This is a genomic window from Marinobacter sp. M3C (assembly GCF_023311895.1).
Taxonomy (GTDB): Bacteria; Pseudomonadota; Gammaproteobacteria; order Pseudomonadales; family Oleiphilaceae; genus Marinobacter.
Window position 1 is genome coordinate 4,607,274 of record NZ_CP092284.1, and the last position, 18,883, is coordinate 4,626,156.

The following is an 18,883-nucleotide window of genomic DNA, read 5'->3' on the forward strand; positions in this document are numbered from 1 at the left end:
TGGTCCCGCTCCATCCATAAAAAGTAAATGAGGTTGGGTATGTTCAAAAATAACAAACATCCTAAAACTCTTATACTCAGTGTCGCTATTGCCGCTGCCAGTATGAGTTTGAGCCTGCAAGCTTACGCCGATCAATATTCGGACGCAGCTGAAAAGTGGGTAAGTGAGTCATTCAAGAAGTCGACTCTCAGCAAAGAAGAGCAGATGAAGGAAATGGCTTGGTTTACCCAGGCTGCGGAAGAGTTCCGCGGAATGGAAATCAACGTGGTCTCAGAAACCCTTGCCACTCACGAGTATGAATCCAACGTTCTGGCTAAAGCATTCTCGGAAATTACCGGCATCAAGCTTACTCATGTCCTGCTCCAGGAAGGCGACGTTATCGAGAAGCTGCAGACCCAGATGCAGTCTGGCCGTAACATCTATGACGCGTATGTAAACGATTCAGACCTCATCGGTACGCATTTCCGCTACGGAAAAGTGGAGTCCATTGACGCAATCATGAATGGCGCGGGTAAAGACCTTACTCTGCCGACTCTGGATCTTGAAGACTTTATTGGCCTGGACTTTACCACAGGGCCTGATGGCGTGCTTTATCAGCTTCCGACCCAACAGTTTGCAAACCTTTACTGGTTCCGTGCGGACTGGTTTGAACGTGAAGATTTGAAAAAGCAGTTCAAAGAAATTTACGGATATGATCTTGGTGTTCCGGTGAACTGGTCTGCGTACGAAGACATCGCGGAGTTCTTTTCGGTTCACGTTAAAGAGATCGATGGCAAGAAAGTATACGGCCACATGGATTACGGCAAGAAAGACCCTTCTCTGGGCTGGCGCTTCACTGATGCCTGGTTCTCTATGGCCGGTGCTGGCGACAAAGGCCTGCCTAACGGCCTGCCGGTAGATGAGTGGGGTATTCGGGTTGAAGACTGTCATCCGGTCGGGTCTAACATGTCCCGCGGCGGTGCAACTAACAGCCCGGCAGCGGTCTACGCGACCACCAAGTATGTTGAATGGATGGAGAAGTATGCGCCGCCCGAAGCAACGGGTATGACCTTCTCTGAATCTGGCCCCGTGCCTGCCCAGGGCGAAATCGCCCAGCAGATTTTCTGGTACACGGCCTTCACCGCCAGCATGATTGAAGATGGACTGCCGGTTGTAAATGAAGACGGTTCTCCGAAATGGCGTATGGCGCCTTCGCCCCGCGGTCCTTACTGGGAAGAGGGAATGAAGTTGGGCTATCAGGACGTAGGTTCCTGGACGTTCATGAAGTCCACTCCTGAGAAGCGCCGCCTGGCAGCGTGGTTGTACGCCCAGTTCACGGTTTCCAAGACTGTGTCCCTGGAAAAAACCGTCGCTGGCCTGACGCCGATTCGCGATTCTGACCTTAACTCTGACGTAATGTCGAAAATGGCGCCGAAGCTTGGTGGTTTGGTTGAGTTCTATCGCAGCCCGGCACGGGTTCAATGGACGCCGACTGGCACCAACGTTCCTGATTACCCGAAGTTGGCCCAGCTTTGGTGGCAGTACGTTTCCCAAGCAGCCAGTGGTGAAGCAACGCCGCAGGAAGCTTTGGATGGCCTGGCCGATGCTCAAGATCGCGTATTGGAGCGCCTGGAACGTGCCAACGTACTGGCAACCTGTGGTCCTAAGCTGAACGAGCCGCGTGACCCGCAGTACTGGCTTGATCAGCCGGGCGCACCTAAGCCCAAGCTGGCCAACGAAAAGGTACAAGGCGTAACCGTACCTTACAATGAACTGCTCAAAACTTGGGAAGACGCTCGTAAGAGCTAATTTCTGAAGACCGATGCCTGCTGCAGTTGAACCTCTCGATTGCAGCAGGCAACTCACCGTTACTATGGTGAGTCCGGTTGATTTCTTATCTTCCCCCGATTACATTAATTCAAACGAACTCTTCTGGCCTACGTGTTTTCCTGTCGGCCTTTCCTGCTCTTTTGCTCAGTTCATTTTGGGCTAGTGGTGAGAGTACAAAAACATGAATAAAATCTCGGTTATTCACCGGCTCTACGCTGGCTTTGCGATTCTTTGTTTAATCATTGTCTGCTGGGGCGTATTTAATAGTCGCATTATGTCGTCTTTCTCGGGTACCACCTATGAGCTGACATCAGACTACTTTCCCCTCGCTGCACAAATCCAGCAAATTGACACTTACCGGGCTGAAGCCGGAAAACAGGCGCTTTCTATAATGGCGGCAGAAGACCCCGATATACTGGCTGCCAGGCTGTCTGCGCTTGAAACAACCGTTAAGACATTAAACACCTTGGCGAGTGGCATTTCTTCTTTAGACAACATAGAGAAATTTCCTGTGGTGCAAACTCGAAACCAACGTGTTGCACAAAATGTTATGGCGCTGAAATTATCCGTTGATCAACTGGGCGAATACAATCGTTCGGTGTTGGAAGTTTCCGAAATAGTTACTGAAGGTTTGTCAGCATTTCTGGCTAATAACGCAGAAATGAAACGGCTATTAGTGAGAGAGGGTACGGAACCCGCCGGTGACGATATTTATATTCGGGACTTGTTTACTACGATTATGGAAAACCTGGCGTACATTGAGCTGCTCATTATGCAAATGGTGAGTACTGACGATGCCGATAAATTGGCTAGCGTCATCGAGAATCTGCGGGTTAATACCCAGATTATTGAACCGGATATTAATGCGTTAGTGTCGGAAGTTCCACGACTGGAAGGACTTCCAATATTGATAAGCAGTTTTATGGCGGCGGTAAATCAGGACGCCGGCATCATTAACCAGTATCTGGGCTACCGTCAGAATCGCCTTAAGTTGGCTAAAGTCGGGCGAGAAGTGGATAGCCACTTGGGTGATCTTGCGGATAATCTCGACGGGATGAGAGTGGCGGTTTCAGACCGGATAACCCAAACGGTCGCGGCGCTTGACGAGTCTGCCAGGCGGTCGGAACAGCTGGTTTACTGGTTGTTATCGCTGGTTGTTTTGTTCGCTTTGGGCACCTCGGTGTGGCTTGCCAGAATGATCAGTCTGCCGCTTAGGGCCACACTTTCGCACTTGGCCAGCATGGCAAAGGGTGATTATTCGCGCCGGCTGGAGTTTAACGCCAAGGGTGAGTTTATTGACCTCAAAGCTTCCGTGAACCAGTTGTCGGATGCCATGGCGACTGTTCTGGGCAGTTTGCAGCAGGCGGGTGGTGACATTGCCGTTATTGCAACAGGCAATGCCCGGTTTGCCCGGGACTTCAATGAACGGGTGCGCGGACAGTCTGAAGAACTCGGTGCCATAGCGGCGGCGATGACCCAGATGGAGGCGTCTGCTCGTGAGGTAGCGGGTTCAGTACGGGGAACTCACGATCTGGTGGGTGAGATAAACCAGCAGGTTGCCGAGAACCTGTCCGATGCAGAACGTGGAAGCCTTTGTGTGGCAGAGCTCGAAACCCAATCCGGGCATACAGCGGCCAAGCTCCATGAACTTGAAAAAGCGTCTCAGGACATCGGCCGAATTACCGAAGTGATCGATGGTATCGCCAATCAGACGAATCTACTGGCATTGAATGCCGCGATTGAATCTGCTCGGGCGGGAGAGGCCGGGCGCGGCTTTGCGGTCGTCGCCGACGAGGTTCGGGGTCTGGCCCGGAAAACCACGGAAAGCACCGAGACCATCCGCACGTTGGTAGAGCGTCTTCAGGGAGAAGCGTCGGAATCTGTCCGTTCAATGAACAACAACTTTTCGCAACTGGCGGCGGTCAGAACGCTGATGGCCAGTGTTTCCGAAGGCGCCGAAAAGATTCGCAGTGCCATGGCGCGAATTTACCAGGGAGCCGATCAAACCCGTCTGGGGATGGATGAACAGGAAAGCGTAAGTAAGTCGGTTGCTCGCCAGGTAAACGAAATCAGCAGTTCCGCTAACGCCAGCCTGGAGGAAATTGACGAACTCGTTGCAACCTGCGAGCGCCTTGAGGCCTCTGTGGGCAATATCGAAGCGCTGGCGGGGCGATTCCGCGTTAATTAATTTGTCCGGAGGTGATTGATTTTTCGTTTCTTTATCGAAAATTCGGTTTCCCTCTGGCTTTCTTTTACTTGATTATGTTCGTTTTCAAACATTGTCATCAACATTTGTGTTCGAAAAAAATGATGTATTCATAAACAAAAACAACTGAAAGGAAGGCTACTATGGAAAAGATAACTCACATTACGGCCCGTGAAATTTTGGATTCCCGCGGTTTTCCCACAGTGGAAGTGGATGTTCTGCTGGATAACGGCGTGGTCGGTTGCGGACGCGTGCCGTCTGGAGCGTCTACCGGCTCCCGCGAAGCGTTGGAAAAACGCGACCTTGATAGCCCGCGTTACAACGGCAAGGGCGTGTTGCAAGCGGTCAACGCTGTTAATACACGCATCGCGCCGGCTCTTGTGGGACACGTGGTGTTTGAACAGTCGCAAATTGATCGCTTGATGTGCGAATTGGATGGTACGCCGAACAAGGCCGAATTTGGTGCCAACGCAATTCTTGCCGTGTCACTGGGTGTAGCGGATGCTGCGGCCAAGGCCCGCAAACTGCCGCTTTTTCGATATCTTGCCGAGTTGTACGGTTGTGCGTCGCCCAGCGTGCTGCCGGTGCCAATGATGAACATCATCAACGGTGGTGCCCATGCGGATAACAACGTGGATATTCAGGAGTTCATGATCCAGCCGGTGGGAGCTCCCAGCTACAGCGACGCATTGCGTATGGGGGTTGAGACCTTTCATGCCTTAAAAGCACTGCTGAAAGAAAAAGGATTGTCTACCGCCGTAGGTGATGAAGGCGGGTTTGCGCCCAATTTGCAGTCCAGCGAAGAGGCTCTTGACCTGATTCTTGCGGCGATTGAGAAAGCCGGTTACCGCCCGGGCTCCGATATTGTTTTGGCGTTGGATTGTGCTGCCTCTGAGTTTTACTCTGATGGCTGCTACAACCTTAAGGGCGCCGGGAAAAAGTACAGTTCGGAAGAGTTTGCCGATTATTTGGTGTCTCTGGCCACAGTCTATCCCATTGCGTCCATTGAAGATGGCATGGATGAAAACGACTGGGCAGGCTGGAAGTTGCTGACCGAAAAAGTCGGTGAGCGGGTTCAGTTGGTGGGTGATGATTTGTTTGTCACCAACACCGAGCTGGTTTCCGAAGGTATCCAAAAAGGCATTGCCAATTCCGTGCTGATCAAGTTCAACCAGATTGGCACGCTGACTGAAACTCTTGAGGCCATTGCCATGGCACAAGGCGCTGGCTACACCGCGGTGATTTCACACCGCAGTGGAGAAACCGAAGACACCTTCATTGCCGATCTGGCCGTTGCCACCCGCGCCGGACAGATCAAAACCGGTTCGTTGTGCCGCTCAGACCGAGTGGCCAAATACAACCGTTTGTTGTGGATAGAACAGGAACTGGGTGCGCACGCTTTTTATCCCGGTATTGGTGCCATTCGCTGCGCGCTTGATAACTGATTGCATCCTTGTTGGGAGAATACCCATGAGAAAGCCGATTTTGATTGGAAACTGGAAAATGAACGGCAGTCTGCAGTCTAACCAGGCTCTGATTACCCGATTATTACCGCGGCTCAGACCGATGCGCAAAGTGGTTGATATAGCGGTTTGTCCGCCTCTGCCTTACTTGTTTCAGGTACGCGATTTGCTGGGTTATACCGGCATTACTCTGGGCGCTCAGAATGCGTCCGGGTTTGTATCCGGCGCCCATACCGGTGAATCCAGTGCCACCATGCTCAAGGAGATGGGTTGCTGCTACGTGCTGGTGGGGCATTCAGAAAGGCGCAGCCTGTACGGTGAAACCGATAACGACATTGCCGCGCGCTTTGCGGCGGTTCGTGGCCTGGGTATGACACCGGTGCTGTGTGTGGGCGAGTCGCTCGAGGATCGTGAGTCAGGTCGCACTGCCGAGGTTGTTCAGGCGCAGATTCAGGCGGTGATTAATGAAGTCGGGCTGGCTGGCCTTGCTGAGGGCGTATTGGCCTATGAGCCGGTCTGGGCTATTGGCACTGGCAAGACTGCCACGCCCGAGCAAGTGGTAGAGACGCATTTTGGTATTCGTCAGTTCATTGCTGGCTGTGGCGCGCCCAAGGCCAAGGTGATCAGCCAGGCATTGAGGATTCTGTACGGCGGTAGCGTCAAGCCGGCGAACGCGGTTGCGATTTTTAGCCTGAAAGATGTCGACGGTGGGTTGATTGGCGGCGCGTCATTGCATGCTGATGACTTCGCCGCCATCGCCGAGGCCCTCGGGGCCACGTGTCCTGAGGTGGTAGGCGAGAGTGAATCTCCCTAACGAAAAATTATAAAGATTGTTGGAGACTGTCATGCAAAAAAAAACAAAATCCGGTTCTGAAATAAGCACTGAATCTGCAAATTGGAGCGCTAACGACTTTTTTCCAGACATCGAGAGTGTTCCGGAGAAGTTTCGCCAGAAGGGCGGAGTGTCCATCACCGAAACCCTGGTTAATGGCCAGCTGAAACCTTGGCCAGGCCCTTTTGCAGAGGTGCGCAGCCCGATCTGTTTGCGTGTCACGGGCACAGAAGAACCCCAGCCACTGGTGATTGGCAGAACGCCGCTGATGGATGGCCATGCCGCGCTTGAAGCTCTGGACTCAGCCGTTGAAGCATATGGACAGGGCCGTGGAATCTGGCCCAGCCTGTCGGTTGCCCAGCGGATTGAGCACGTTGAACAGTTTTTGGTGGAAATGCGCAGCCACCGTGAAGCGGTGGTGGAGCTGCTGATGTGGGAGATTGGTAAAACCTACGCCGACGCCTGCAAAGAATTTGACCGAACCGCAGACTACATTCAAGACACCATTCACGAGTTGAAAGTACTAGACCGCCGCTCGTCGCGTTTTGAAACCGTCGGCGGTGTGGTCGCCCAAACTCGCAGGTTACCCGTGGGGGTGGCTCTGTGCATGGGCCCTTACAATTACCCGTTGAATGAAACCTTCACCACGCTTATTCCGGCTCTGATCATGGGTAACACCGTGGTTTTCAAGCCGGCAAAATACGGCGTGCTGCTGATTGGCCCACTGTTGGAGGCTTTCCAGAAAGCGTTCCCCGCCGGTGTGATCAATATTATTTTTGGCCGCGGCCGCGATACCATCGGCCCACTGATGAAGAGCGGCAAGGTTGATATGTTCGCGTTCATTGGCACCCACAGCGGTGCGTCGGCGCTGAAACAGATGCACCCCAAACCGCATCGCCTGAAAGCTGTACTGGGCCTTGATGCCAACAACCCGGCCATTGTATTGGCAGACGCCGACATGGATCTGGCCGTGAGTGAGTGTGTGGCCGGGGCCCTGTCGTTTAACGGTCAGCGTTGCACCGCCTTAAAACTGCTGCTGGTACACGAGTCGCTGGCAGAAGAGTTTGTGGCGCGTGTGTCCAAGGCAGTAGATAATCTGGTTGCAGGCATGCCGTGGCAGCCCAATGTGTCGTTAACGCCGCTGCCCGAACCCGGCAAGATCGACTATCTGAAAGCGTTGGTCAGCGACGCCGAGGCTCTGGGCGCGCGCGTTATGAACACCGGAGGTGGCCATGCAAACGGCACTTATTTCCACCCTGCAGTTCTGTACCCGGTGACCACCAAGATGCGCGCTTACCAGGAAGAGCAATTTGGACCGGTCATTCCGGTGGTGGCGTTCAGTGATGAGTCCGAGGTGATTCGTTACGTCCGGGAATCCGAATTTGGCCAGCAACTGAACATATTTGGCAGTGACCCTGCTGCCATTGGTGGGTTGATCGATGTTCTGGCTAATCAGGTGGGGCGTATCAATTTGAACAGCCAGTGCCAGCGTGGGCCCGATACGCTGCCGTTCAACGGTCGCAAAAATTCGGCGGAAGGAACACTGTCGGTATCGGATGCGCTGCGGGTGTTTTCAATTCGCACCACGATCGCCGCCAAATCCAGTGAATCCAACCGCGACCTGGTCACCAGCATTGTGCGAGAGCGTCATTCCAGAACTTTGACCACGGATTATATATTCTGATTACGTGGCGGCCGAATTTTGCGCCATACTGCGTTTCTATGCTGGTGTAAGAAGAAGAGGTCGCTATGTCATCATCTCAGGTCACAGAGCACATCACCTGGCAATCCGCGCAATGCTATCTGGGCCAGGTGCTTGTAGCCTGCAGTGACAAGGGTGTGTGCGCTCTGCTGACCGGGCAGACATTGCCACCGCTAATGGAACGATTGCGCAGTCGCTTCCCACGTGCTCAATTATGCCAGGCAGAGAGTGCTTGCCCGAGCTGGCTGGGCAAAGTGAAAGCCCAGCTGACAGACGGCCGCAGCGCGGAACCCCTGGCTCTGGATTTGCGCGGCACTGAGTTTCAGCAGCAAGTCTGGCAAGCGTTACAAAGCATCCCCAGTGGTGAAGTCATCAGCTACGCCGAGCTGGCGCGGCGGGCAGGGCGCCCAAAGGCTGTGCGCGCCGCCGCCAGCGCCTGCGGAGCCAACCCGGTGGCCGTGCTGGTGCCCTGCCATCGGGTATTGCGCAGCAATGGCGACCTGGGTGGCTATAATGGCGGTGTTGCTATCAAAAAAGCGCTGCTGGCCCATGAGCAGACGCTGTCTGACCGCTAGTTTCGTTTTTTTGGCTTTCGGCGTCTGTAAATAAGCAAATGGCGTTACGGCCGGCGCGTTTGGCCGTATACATGGCCGCATCGGCCCGTTCCAGCAGCTGCCGGGCGGTGTCGACCTCGTTCGAACACAGGCTTATGCCTACGCTGGCGCCGGCACTCAGGGTATGGCCATCAATGTGATAGTCCTCGCGGTGCTTGTCCAGCAAGCGCTGCGCAATCATTTTTGCTGCTTCGGGACCGTTCAATTCTGGCAGTATCACCACAAACTCATCGCCGCCAAGGCGAGCTAATGTGTCGCCCTCGCGAAGGCAGGTCTGTGCTCTTTCGGTGAACTGAAGTAGCAAAGAATCGCCTACGTGATGCCCCAGAGTGTCGTTAATCTGTTTGAAATGATCCAGGTCGATGAACAGCACGGCTAGCACCAGTCGGTTGCGGTGGGTCTGGCGGATGGCGTGTTCCAGGCGGTCTTCCATCAGCCGGCGGTTGGGAATGCCGGTGAGTGCATCGTAATAGGCCAGCTGGCGAATGCGCTCCTCGTTGCGGCGGTTCTGGGTGATGTCGGTAAACAGGGCAGCGTAGTGGGTTATGATGTCGTTATCATCGGTTACCGCAGTAATGGTCAGCAATTCCAGATACAACTCGCCGGTTTTACGCCGGTTCCAGATTTCGCCGCGCCATACGCCTTCCCGCGCCAGGGCTTGCCACATCTGGTCGTAAAAGGCTTTGTCATGGCGACCAGATGAAAACAGCGCCGGCGTTTTACCGATTACCTCGTCCGCGTTGTAACCGGTCAGTTGGGTAAACATGGGGTTAGTGAATTCTATGCGCGATTTGGCATCGGTAATCATGATGCCTTCCAGTGAAGAGGCAATCACCCGCTCAGCCAGTTGTAGGGTTCGCCGCGACTGGGCCAGGGCCGAATCCCGCCGCTCCAGCGCGGCGCGCAAATCCTTCATATACAGCTGGTCCACACCGGCAAGCATCTGACCGTAGCCCACCAGGCCGATCACCTGGTTATTGTCATTGACCACCGCCAAGTTACGGATGCGCAGGTTCAGAAGGCGATCACGGGCGTGAATAAGCGGCTCTTCCTCGTGCACGGTTATCAATGGGCGGCTGGCCAGGGGGCCGACCACTTCATTACCGGTATTGCGGCTGATAAGACGGACTATGTCGCGCTCGGTAAGAATCCCCAATCCCAGTTTTTCACAATCAATAATCGCCGCATGAGCGTGGTTTTTGTACATGCTGGCCGCAGCTTCCGCCAGGGTCTTATCACCGTCTATAGACAGTGGCATTGTGGGGGTGGCGGAGCGCACGTCACGCAAACGCAGATAGGGTTCAATACCCTGGTTTATCGCCATGTCGGTTTGCGAGAGAATACCGGCCGCCTTGCCGTCGGCGTCGACCACCAGAAAGTGACGTTTGCCGGTTTCGCGGAATTTAACCGCGGCTTCCTGCATGGGCATGTAGGTGGGCACGGAGATAACCGGCGAGCTCATTACCGAACTGACCGGCTGGGCAAAGATAGAAGATGATGTAAAATCAATGGCCAGGGCATCGCGCTCTGTCCAAATGCCCAACACGTCGTCATTGCGAATAACCAGAATGGAACTGACACTTCGCTCCGCCATCATCGCGGCGGCAGTGGCTATAGTGGTATCAGGATCGCAATGCAGAAGGACACCGCTGTGCATCAGTCGGGAAACAAGAAGTTGCGGTACCATACGAATAGAATCCTGTTTGCGGTGCCATGCTGAAGGCATGAATTTACAGAAGAATTTGATCGATTATGCCTCAATACGGGTTGATCTACCAATAGCACCTGTCGCTATTTGTGTTGTGTATGGAGTGTTTGGTTTTACATCGGTGTCTTAACAAAATGGAACAGATGATATGAGTAATCAGCCATTGTCAGTGGCGCAGCCGGAAGGTTTGCCGCGGAGTCAGGTGATCGGGTTGGTGGTCGGTTTGGCGGGCTTTTTGGCGTGCCTTATTATACCGCCGCCTGGTGGAATGTCGGTCCAAGCATGGGCTGCTGGGGGCATGATGTGGTTGATGGCCACCTGGTGGTCTACCGAGGCGATTCCGATTCCTGCCACGGCGCTTTTGCCGATTTTGTTGGTTCCGGCATTAGGCTTGGGCAGTATTGGCCAGGCGACAGCGCCGTACGCCAACCCCATCATCTTCCTGTTTCTGGGCGGTTTTACCCTGGGCCTGGCGATGCAGCGCTGGAATTTACACCGGCGCATTGCTCTGTTAACGCTGAGGGCCATGGGTGTTAAACCAAAAAATCAGATTGCCGGTTTCATGATGGCCACTGCGTTTCTGAGCATGTGGGTGAGCAACACGGCAACGGCGGTAATGATGTTGCCCATCGGCCTGTCTATCATCGCCATGACCCAGAGCGACAATGAAGAGGGCCTGCGCCGCTACGGCACAGCGCTGCTTTTAGCGATTGCCTACTCCGCCAGTATTGGTGGTATTGCGACCTTGATTGGTACGCCTCCCAACGCTCTGCTGGCGGCTTATCTGCTGGAAACCCAGGGCATTGAAGTCGGCTTTGCCCAGTGGATGCTGTTGGGACTGCCGGTTTCGGTGGTGATGTTGTTGCTGGTGTGGTGGTGGCTGACCCGGATAGATTTTGGTATTGGTCGCGCTGACGACAGCGGCGAAATGATCCGCCGCGAGCTGGAGGCCCTTGGGCCACTTGGGCGCGGTGAAAAACTGGTCGGACTGGTGTTTTTACTAACAGCCAGCGCCTGGATATTTCGCCCGTTACTGTCGGCGAACCTGGCGCCTTGGCTGAGTGATACCGGTATTGCCATTGCCGCCGCGTTGGCGCTGTTCCTGATTCCGGTGGACACCCGAGAGCGTAAATTTCTGCTGGACTGGGAGAGCGCGGAAAAACTGCCTTGGGGTGTGTTGCTGCTGTTCGGTGGTGGCTTGGCCATGGCTGGCGTCATTAGCAGCTCTGGCCTGGCGAGTTGGATAGCCGAAGCTATGGGTGCAGCAACCCTGTTGCCGGCATTGTTGATGGTCGCGCTGGTCACCCTGGTGATTATTTTCCTGACCGAAGTCACCAGCAACACGGCCACCGCTGCCGCCTTTTTGCCTCTGCTGGGCGCTTTGGCAGTGGCGCAGGATATTTCTCCGTTGTTGTTGACGGTTCCCGCGGCCATTGCCGCCAGCTGTGCCTTCATGATGCCGGTGGCCACACCGCCAAACGCCATTGTATTCTCCAGCGGCCATATGCGGATCGGCGATATGTTGCGTGCCGGTTTCGCCCTGAACCTGATGGGTGTGGTGGTGGTTACCGTAGCCAGCTATTGGTTAATGAGCTGGGTGTTTGGCTTGTGATGTCTAGATAATAATTGTGGCCGCCCTCAGGTGTTCAATCTTCTGGTCGGGATAAGTTCAGCCAGGGTTGGGAAAACCAGTAAAAGCGCCCGTCGCCTGCGGGGTAGGTGCAGTTATAGCGAAAGCGGCGGCTGTTAAATGCAGCGGGCGCCTGAACATTCGCCTGCTGCGCGTTGGCGGTTACCTTTATTCGGCCCTGGCCGGAGCCGAAGCAGGTCAGTTTGCCTGGCGTGAATCCGCTGGGCAGGGTCATCCGCAGGTGCGGTGGGTTGGTGCTGACAATGCCGTCCGGAAGATCCTCGCCCGACACCGGTAAAGCCTTACTCAACAACTTGTTTTCCAGGCCTTGTAGCTGCCCATAGGCGTTAGCCATGGGGAATCGTGGCAGGCGGGTGCGGCTTGAGGTTGCACCGACGGGGCCGGATTGCTGCCCGAACGCCAGCCAGCCGCGCTGGTTCATTTGCTGTTCCAGAGCTGCATCAAACTCGCCATAAGGGTAGGCGAACATTGGCGGTGCTTTGCCAAACTCTTTTTCAAGCAACGTTTGCGCGCTATCAAGGCTTTGATTAATGCGCTCTTGCCACTGCTTTGCTTCCTCGTTGGGTGTCTTGGCCAGGTGCCCGTGCCCGGCACTGTGGTTGGCGATGGTTGCCAGGCCCGTAGACGCCAGTTCCTGCAGCTGCTGTAACGTCATAAAACCGCTGTTGCCGATGGTGTCGGCGTTCACAAACAGAGTGTAGGGATAGTTAAGTCGCGCCAATATGGGTGCCGCATTGGAATACACGGAACTGTAGGCGTCATCAAAACTCAGAGCGACGGCATCGCCGCCATTACCCGCCAGGGCTTTTTGTGTTGCTTCGTACAGTGGCTCAACTGCCAGCCCGAGTTGTTCAATCAGTTGTAGTTGGGCTTGAAACAGTGCCGGCGACGTACTGGTGGCGTCCGGCGTGCTATCGCTGATGTGGTGGTATTGCAATATGGCCAGATCTGCGCTGGCGCCCGCAGGCAATACCAGTGCGATAGCCAGCGTGGCGGCTACAAAACCCTGTCGGTTCATGTAAAATTCCTTCATTTTAGAGGGTTGCCTTCACGTTGCTTACAGCCGCACTTAGTAGCGCCCGCGATAGTGGTTTCTGATGACGGCAAAGGCTGCGTTAAGTTTCTGGATTTGCTGAGTGCTGCCGCCTCTGTCGGGGTGCGCCTGCATAACGGCGCGGCGAAAGCGCTGTTTTACCTCGTGAAAACGGTCCGGCAAACGCCTGTCGCTATAGCCCAGACAGTTCGCTGCTGCGCCAACTTCCGATGTGTCGTGATGATCATTGGCACCCCGATGGCCGGCGTAGAAGTTGTCAAGCATGGCGTGAATCTGCGCCGTGGATAGCCGATATTGGTTCAGGTCCAGATAAAATGCCCGCAAGGAATCGGCCTGGGCCGGCAGGCTTTTGCCAGATAATCTCGGGCCAGACAGCTGTTGGCTCGACACTTCGGGGCGCTTTTCAAGCCGGGTCAGCAAGGCTGATATCGCCAGGGTTTCACCGTCTTCGGCCAATTGATCGCGCAGCGTATACAGGGTGTGAAACAGCAAGAAGTGAACCTGGTATAACAGCTCGGGTTGATCAAAGCGCACATCACCCAAGAGTTGCCAAGGTGGCTGCTGCAGCTTTTTGATCAGGGCGTATTCACTCAGCCCCCCAGGTGCTTGGCGCAGCTCGTGCTCCAGAGCAACTTGCAGGTGGGCTATGTGGCTTTGTAGAGCTTGATGGGGACTGGAATCGCCAGAGTGGGTAATGGCGCCGGGCTGGTTGAGTGTTGATGTGTTGGTCATGAGCCTATGGTAGAGCACTCACGGGTCGCCCTGCCAGTCTGATGGCAACGTATGTGGGCTGGTTCAGTGTTAACAGCGGAATGCGACGGGTATAATCGCGCTTTACATTTTTTAACGTTGAAATCGCTATGCACCCAGTAACTGATCCGCAAAAACCCGATGCGCGGCGCGAGCAACAAAAACTGCAGAAGCGCCTGCAACGGGAAGCCGGGCAAGCAATTGCGGACTTCTCGATGATCGAGGCCGGCGACAAGATTATGTGTTGCCTCAGCGGCGGGAAAGATTCCTATGCGATGCTGGACATTCTGCTGAGCTTGCAGAAAAAAGCTCCGGTGCGTTTTGAGGTGATTGCGGTCAATCTGGATCAGGAACAACCAGGTTTCCCGCAGCATGTTTTACCGCAATACCTGCAGAATCTGGGCATTGAATACCATATTATCGAGCGAGATACTTACAGCGTCGTTAAAGATAAAATTCCCGCCGGTAAAACCACCTGTGGTTTGTGCTCACGACTGCGGCGGGGGATTTTGTATGCCTTCGCCGAGGCCAATGGGGTGACCAAAATTGCTCTTGGCCATCATCGTGACGACCTGCTGGAAACCCTGTTTCTAAATATGTTCTACGCTGGCAAGCTCAAGTCTATGCCACCTCTGCTGCACAGTGACGACGGCCGAAATACGGTCATCCGACCGTTGGCCTATTGCCGTGAGAAGGACCTTGAACGCTTCGCCGAACTGCGGGGCTATCCGGTTATTCCCTGTAACTTGTGTGGCTCTCAGGAAAATCTGCAACGCCAGGTGATAAAAGACATGTTCAAGGTCTGGGATGAACAGCACCCCGGGCGCCTGGAAACCATGTTTAGTGCCTTGTGTAACGTAGAACCATCGCACCTGGCAGACCCGCAGTTATATAATTTTCCGGAAAATTCCAGAAGCTGGGCACCGCGTTCTGTTGCTCCGAATGGCGACGCAAAGCCGGGCGTTACAGTGGTTTCAGGCAAGGCTAGGGAAGAGTTCGGGCGCCTTGACGTTCTGAACCTGTAACCTTGAAGGTTTTGGTCAGTGCATGCCGCCGGCGCCCATCAGGGCCATCAGAGGCAGGGTCCAAAACCCGAACACAACCAGCATCACGCCGCTGAATTTACGGAATAACCGGTGGCTTTGCAGCCCGCGTACCCAGCGCGCGGCGTAACCGGTGGCCAACATAGAGGGCAAGGTGCCCAGACCAAAGAACAACATGGTCAGTGCCGCTGATGGCACGGTAGGCTGCAGTGCTGCCCATCCCAGAGTGCTGTATACAAGACCGCAAGGCAGCCAGCCCCAAAGAGCACCCAACGCAAGAGCTTGCATAGGGTTGTGCACTGGCAGCAGTTTGCGGGTTAGCGGCGACAGTTTTTTCCACACCGGCGCACCCAGCTTTTCCACATAACGGATACCCTGCCACCACTGCCCCATGGACAATCCCATAAAAATCAGCAGTAGCCCTGCCAGAGTTCGTAATGCCAGCCCCATGGACGCCCATTGGCTTGCCGCCGAGGTGCTCAGTAATGCCACCAAGGCGGCAATCAGCGCATAGCTGCCAATGCGGCCCCCGTTGAACGCCAGCAGGGTGAGTGTCTGGCGCAGGCGAAAACCCTTGCCTACTGGCATTGCCATAGATAGTGACGCACTGATTCCACCACACATGCCCAGGCAATGAGTGCTGCCGAGGATGCCAATCAGAAACGCGCTGGAATAGCTGAGGTAAAGTTCGCCCGCCATCAGTTGCTGCTGCTGCCAGGCTTGCTCGCCGCTTCATCGGCTTTTAACGTGCCAGTGTCAGTGTCGGTTTGTGGCTCATCTTGTGGGTCGCTGGCACTACGCCGGGTTTTTTCCAACCCGGTGATGGCGTCTTCCGGAATTCGGTCTTTGTCGTCGTCATACAGAATGCGGTGGGCGGGCCCTTCCAGGTCGTCATACTGGCCGTTTTTGACCGCCCAGTTGAACAGAACAATGCCACCAGTGACCAGCATCAGCATTAACGGTACAAGCACCACAACAATTTCCACAATGCACTCCCGGGATTTGGGGTTTAAAGTCCAGCTTTGAAAACGGATTCATGAAATTCAGGCTATCAGCGCAGCGCCATACTGCCAACTAACGGCTGTGACTTGCGGGCTGGCGTTGGCATTTTGCCCAGGCGCAGCGCGTTTAATACCACCACCAGAGAACTGGCGGACATACCGATGGCGGCCAACCAAGGTGGCACCAGGCCTGCCGCCGCCAAAGGCAGCGCGGCCAGATTGTAAATCAATGCCCACCACAAATTCTGGCGAATAACCTTGCGGGTCTGGCGACTTGTGGCCAGCGCTTCTACCAGTTGCATTAGCTGGCCATTGAGCAGTACGGCGTCGGCTTTAAGCTGGGTCAGGTCTGCGGCTGAGCCCATGGCCACAGACACGCTGGCTCCGGCCATAGACGGCAAATCGTTCAGGCCGTCGCCCACCATCATGATCTTGCAGCCCTCGGCATTGAGCTTTTGTAACACCGCCAGTTTGTCTTCCGGCGAAGCCTGGCCAATGGCTTCATTAATACCCAGTTGGCGGGCAATCTGTTGCACGTGTCCAGAGCGGTCACCGCTGAGCAGTAGGGTGCGAATGCCAAGGTCGTGTAACGCTGCAATGGCGTTGGCTGCGTCGGCACGGGGCTGGTCGTCAAGCTGAAAGCGGGCCAACCATTGTTGGTCTGAGGCCAGCCAAATGGCGATACCTGTACATTCAGGCGCCTCTGGCAAGGCCAAGCCGCTGTGCTCGGCGACAAATTGTGGATGGCCAATGTACAAAGTCTGTTCGCCCCAGTGGCCAGACAACCCGCCGCCCAAGTAATTTTTGACGTTGCTGATCAGGGCTTTTGGCAAATCGTGAAACACTCTGGCAATGGGGTGTTCAGAAAACGCTTCCAGGCCAGCGGCCAGGCGAAGGCACTGGTCAGCATCGAGAGTGCCCGCGCTGTGCTGGTTCACTAGGCTGAGCTCACCACGGGTGAGGGTGCCTGTTTTATCAAACACCACGGTGTCGACATCGTTCATGGACTCAAGGGTATGGCCACGGGTGGGCAGCAGGCCAAGTTTGCGCAGCTTTACCGTGGCCGCTGTAATGGCAGTAGGAGTGGCCAACGACAACGCGCAGGGGCAGGTAACCACCAGCACTGAAAGAGTAATATCAAACGCGTTATCGGCGCCGTACCACCACCAACCCAACCACACTATAGGCGCCAGAATCAGCACTCGGCCGACAAATTTGCCAGCCATCCGATCGGCCATGCGGGCTACTTTTGGTTTTTCCGACTGCACCCGATCGAGCACCCGCAGAATGCTCGACAGACGGGTTTGCGCGCCTGCACTCACCACTGTGATGTCCAGCGCGTTTTCGCCGTTAACGCTGCCGGCGTGCACGGTATCTCCGGGTATTCGGGTTTCTGGAAGATACTCACCGGTTAACGCGGCTTCGTTGAGGGTAGACTGGCCGCGGAGTATTTCGCCGTCTACTGGCAGGGTTTCACCCGGGCGGATGCGCACCACATCGCCGGCTTTCAAGCTGTGGGCGGCAACAACATTGGTTTCGCTGTTGCTGCCGGTCACAAGCGTGGCCACCCTGGGCTGAAAACCCACCAGGGCGTTGCCGGACAGGCCGGCACGATAACGCGCCTGCACTTCAATATAACGGCCCAGCAACAGGAAAAAAGTGAACATGCACACCGATTCAAAATAGACTTCGTCGCCGCCCATCACCGTTACCCAGGCGCTGGCGCCGTAGGCCAGGCCAATAGCAATGGCGACCGGCACGTCCATAGTCAGGTGGCGGCTACGAAGGTCGCGGCTGGCGTTCCGGAAAAACGGTTTGGCACTGTAAAACACCACCGGGGTGGCCACCAGCAGGCTGAACCAGCGGAAGAAGCTGACAAAATCTGACGATAGATCGTTCACCATTCCAAAATACATGGGAAACGCCAGCATCATGCTCTGGAACGAGCCAATGCCTGCCACGGCCAGGCGGATCAGCATAGAGCGATGTTCTACTTTCAGTGCGTTTTCTACTTCATCAGCGTGGTAGGGCCGGGCGGTATAGCCCAGCTGGTGCACCGCTATCAGCAAGTCGCTGAGCTGAACCTGGTCTGAGGCCCACTCCAGTCGCGCGCGCTGGGTGGTGTGGTTGACGGTAAACGACAGCACTCCGGTCTGTCTCTGCAGGTGGTTTTCAAGCAGCCAGATGCAGGCCGCACAGGTAATGCCGCCAATCAGAATCTGGGCTTCCTGGCCGGCTTTTACCGGGCTGACAAACGACTGCTGTACCAAAGGATGGTCAAGCTCGCGCAGGCGGCCAAGCTCTGCGCCGGTAAGCTGTCGCGGAGTGATAGCAGGCTCTGTGCGGAAATCGTAGAACCCAGCCAAGCCCTCCCGGCGGATGGTTTCACAAACGGCTTTGCAGCCCTGGCAGCAAAAGTGCCTTTGTTTGTCATCCAAAAGCAGGGTAATAGCCGGCTCGCCGTTTGCCGGCTCGCCGCAGTGGAAGCAATTCAAGGGGATCACCCTTTAACTAGGCCCGCTTTCAGCTTGAGTCCGTTCTCTGCTGGCAGCCAGGCTTCGCCTTTCAGTCGCCAGTCGTTGGTAGGACCGCGTAAATCGTAGTACCAGCGGCCGTCGATGTCTTCATTCATTAGCGCTGTGTAGTGGCCCAAGCTCTCGCGGCGGAACTGTACCACCCGATCGTACTTGTCCAGGGTTGGGTGGAACAAGTCCAGTATCAGATACGGGAAATCTTCGGTAGAGGCCAGGTCCAGGGACAGTTGGCGGCCATCAAACTGGATGTCGGCTACCAGTTCCAGTTCGGCGGCCCTGACGTCACGGGCTATTTCAAGGTTGATACCCCGACCTTCCTTCGAATAGTCGTCTGACACCATGCTGTCTTCCATGTTAATGGCAACGACCAGCATGGTCATACTCCACGTAATCGCTGCCAGTGGAGCGATGGTCAAAAACCAGAACCAGGGCTGGCGGTACCAGGGTGCAACGGGTGTTTCAGCAGTCATAAAGTTATGTCTCGATTTTACGTTCAAGCTTTATTCAAGCGTCGTG

At 55.2% G+C, this 18,883-nt stretch carries 15 protein-coding genes; 8 read left to right on the forward strand and 7 right to left on the reverse strand.

Translation table 11 applies throughout. The features are described 5' to 3' along the window. The first annotated feature begins 39 nt into the window (after positions 1–39). The 6 genes from MIH18_RS21640 to MIH18_RS21665 all read left to right on the forward strand — a co-directional run bounded on the left by MIH18_RS21640 (position 40) and on the right by MIH18_RS21665 (position 8,587). The gene (locus tag MIH18_RS21640; RefSeq protein WP_249005255.1) at positions 40–1,788 is read left to right on the forward strand and encodes an ABC transporter substrate-binding protein; all 1,749 of its coding nucleotides are present in this window, start codon (positions 40–42) and stop codon (positions 1,786–1,788) included. Between the two features lie 202 nt (positions 1,789–1,990). Beyond that, positions 1,991–3,997 carry a methyl-accepting chemotaxis protein gene (locus MIH18_RS21645; protein WP_249005254.1) on the forward strand — a complete coding sequence of 669 codons (2,007 nt, stop codon included), beginning with the start codon at positions 1,991–1,993 and terminating at the stop codon, positions 3,995–3,997. Between the two features lie 161 nt (positions 3,998–4,158). Next, entirely contained in the window at positions 4,159–5,460 is a 1,302-nt protein-coding gene (gene eno, locus MIH18_RS21650) for a phosphopyruvate hydratase (protein WP_249005253.1), read from the forward strand. Between the two features lie 25 nt (positions 5,461–5,485). Beyond that, the gene (gene tpiA / locus MIH18_RS21655; RefSeq protein ID WP_249005252.1) at positions 5,486–6,292 is read left to right on the forward strand and encodes a triose-phosphate isomerase; all 807 of its coding nucleotides are present in this window, start codon (positions 5,486–5,488) and stop codon (positions 6,290–6,292) included. 31 nt (positions 6,293–6,323) lie between these two features. Beyond that, positions 6,324–7,994: an NADP-dependent glyceraldehyde-3-phosphate dehydrogenase gene (locus tag MIH18_RS21660; protein ID WP_249013465.1), complete on the forward strand. Its 1,671-nt coding sequence runs from the start codon at positions 6,324–6,326 to the stop codon at positions 7,992–7,994. 65 nt (positions 7,995–8,059) lie between these two features. Next, the gene (locus tag MIH18_RS21665; protein WP_249005250.1) at positions 8,060–8,587 is read left to right on the forward strand and encodes a methylated-DNA--[protein]-cysteine S-methyltransferase; all 528 of its coding nucleotides are present in this window, start codon (positions 8,060–8,062) and stop codon (positions 8,585–8,587) included. Here the strand turns inward: MIH18_RS21665 and MIH18_RS21670 are convergent. After that, positions 8,541–10,313, reverse strand: a complete 1,773-nt coding sequence (locus MIH18_RS21670; RefSeq protein ID WP_249005249.1) for a diguanylate cyclase — start codon at positions 10,311–10,313, stop codon at positions 8,541–8,543. The genes MIH18_RS21665 and MIH18_RS21670 overlap by 47 nt on opposite strands. 169 nt (positions 10,314–10,482) lie before the next feature. Between MIH18_RS21670 and MIH18_RS21675 the strand changes: the two genes are divergently transcribed. Further along, positions 10,483–11,946 (forward strand): DASS family sodium-coupled anion symporter, encoded by a 1,464-nt coding sequence (locus tag MIH18_RS21675; RefSeq protein WP_249013466.1) that lies wholly within the window; start codon positions 10,483–10,485, stop codon positions 11,944–11,946. Between the two features lie 34 nt (positions 11,947–11,980). On the opposite strand, the gene MIH18_RS21680 is transcribed toward MIH18_RS21675, so the two are convergent. Together MIH18_RS21680 and MIH18_RS21685 are read right to left on the reverse strand one after the other, a co-directional pair. Then, the gene (locus MIH18_RS21680; RefSeq protein WP_249013467.1) at positions 11,981–13,003 is read right to left on the reverse strand and encodes a polysaccharide deacetylase family protein; all 1,023 of its coding nucleotides are present in this window, start codon (positions 13,001–13,003) and stop codon (positions 11,981–11,983) included. Between the two features lie 51 nt (positions 13,004–13,054). Next, complete coding sequence (locus MIH18_RS21685) at positions 13,055–13,771, reverse strand: DNA-J related domain-containing protein (protein WP_249013468.1); 717 nt, start codon at positions 13,769–13,771, stop codon at positions 13,055–13,057. Between the two features lie 128 nt (positions 13,772–13,899). On the opposite strand from MIH18_RS21685, the gene ttcA reads away from it, so the two are divergent. After that, positions 13,900–14,814 carry a tRNA 2-thiocytidine(32) synthetase TtcA gene (gene ttcA / locus MIH18_RS21690; RefSeq protein WP_249013469.1) on the forward strand — a complete coding sequence of 305 codons (915 nt, stop codon included), beginning with the start codon at positions 13,900–13,902 and terminating at the stop codon, positions 14,812–14,814. A gap of 15 nt (positions 14,815–14,829) precedes the next feature. On the opposite strand, the gene MIH18_RS21695 is transcribed toward ttcA, so the two are convergent. The 4 genes from MIH18_RS21695 to MIH18_RS21710 form a co-directional block, all read right to left on the reverse strand. Further along, positions 14,830–15,531, reverse strand: coding sequence for a sulfite exporter TauE/SafE family protein (locus MIH18_RS21695; protein ID WP_249005244.1), 702 nt, complete (start codon positions 15,529–15,531; stop codon positions 14,830–14,832). Continuing rightward, positions 15,531–15,818, reverse strand: a complete 288-nt coding sequence (gene ccoS, locus MIH18_RS21700; protein WP_249013470.1) for a cbb3-type cytochrome oxidase assembly protein CcoS — start codon at positions 15,816–15,818, stop codon at positions 15,531–15,533. Before ccoS ends, MIH18_RS21695 begins: the two co-directional genes overlap by 1 nt. Positions 15,819–15,883: 65 nt before the next feature. Then, a complete protein-coding gene (locus tag MIH18_RS21705) occupies positions 15,884–18,337 on the reverse strand; it encodes a heavy metal translocating P-type ATPase (protein ID WP_249013471.1) in 2,454 nt (817 codons plus the stop codon). Next, the gene (locus MIH18_RS21710; protein ID WP_249005241.1) at positions 18,334–18,837 is read right to left on the reverse strand and encodes a FixH family protein; all 504 of its coding nucleotides are present in this window, start codon (positions 18,835–18,837) and stop codon (positions 18,334–18,336) included. Before MIH18_RS21710 ends, MIH18_RS21705 begins: the two co-directional genes overlap by 4 nt. Positions 18,838–18,883: the final 46 nt, after the last annotated feature.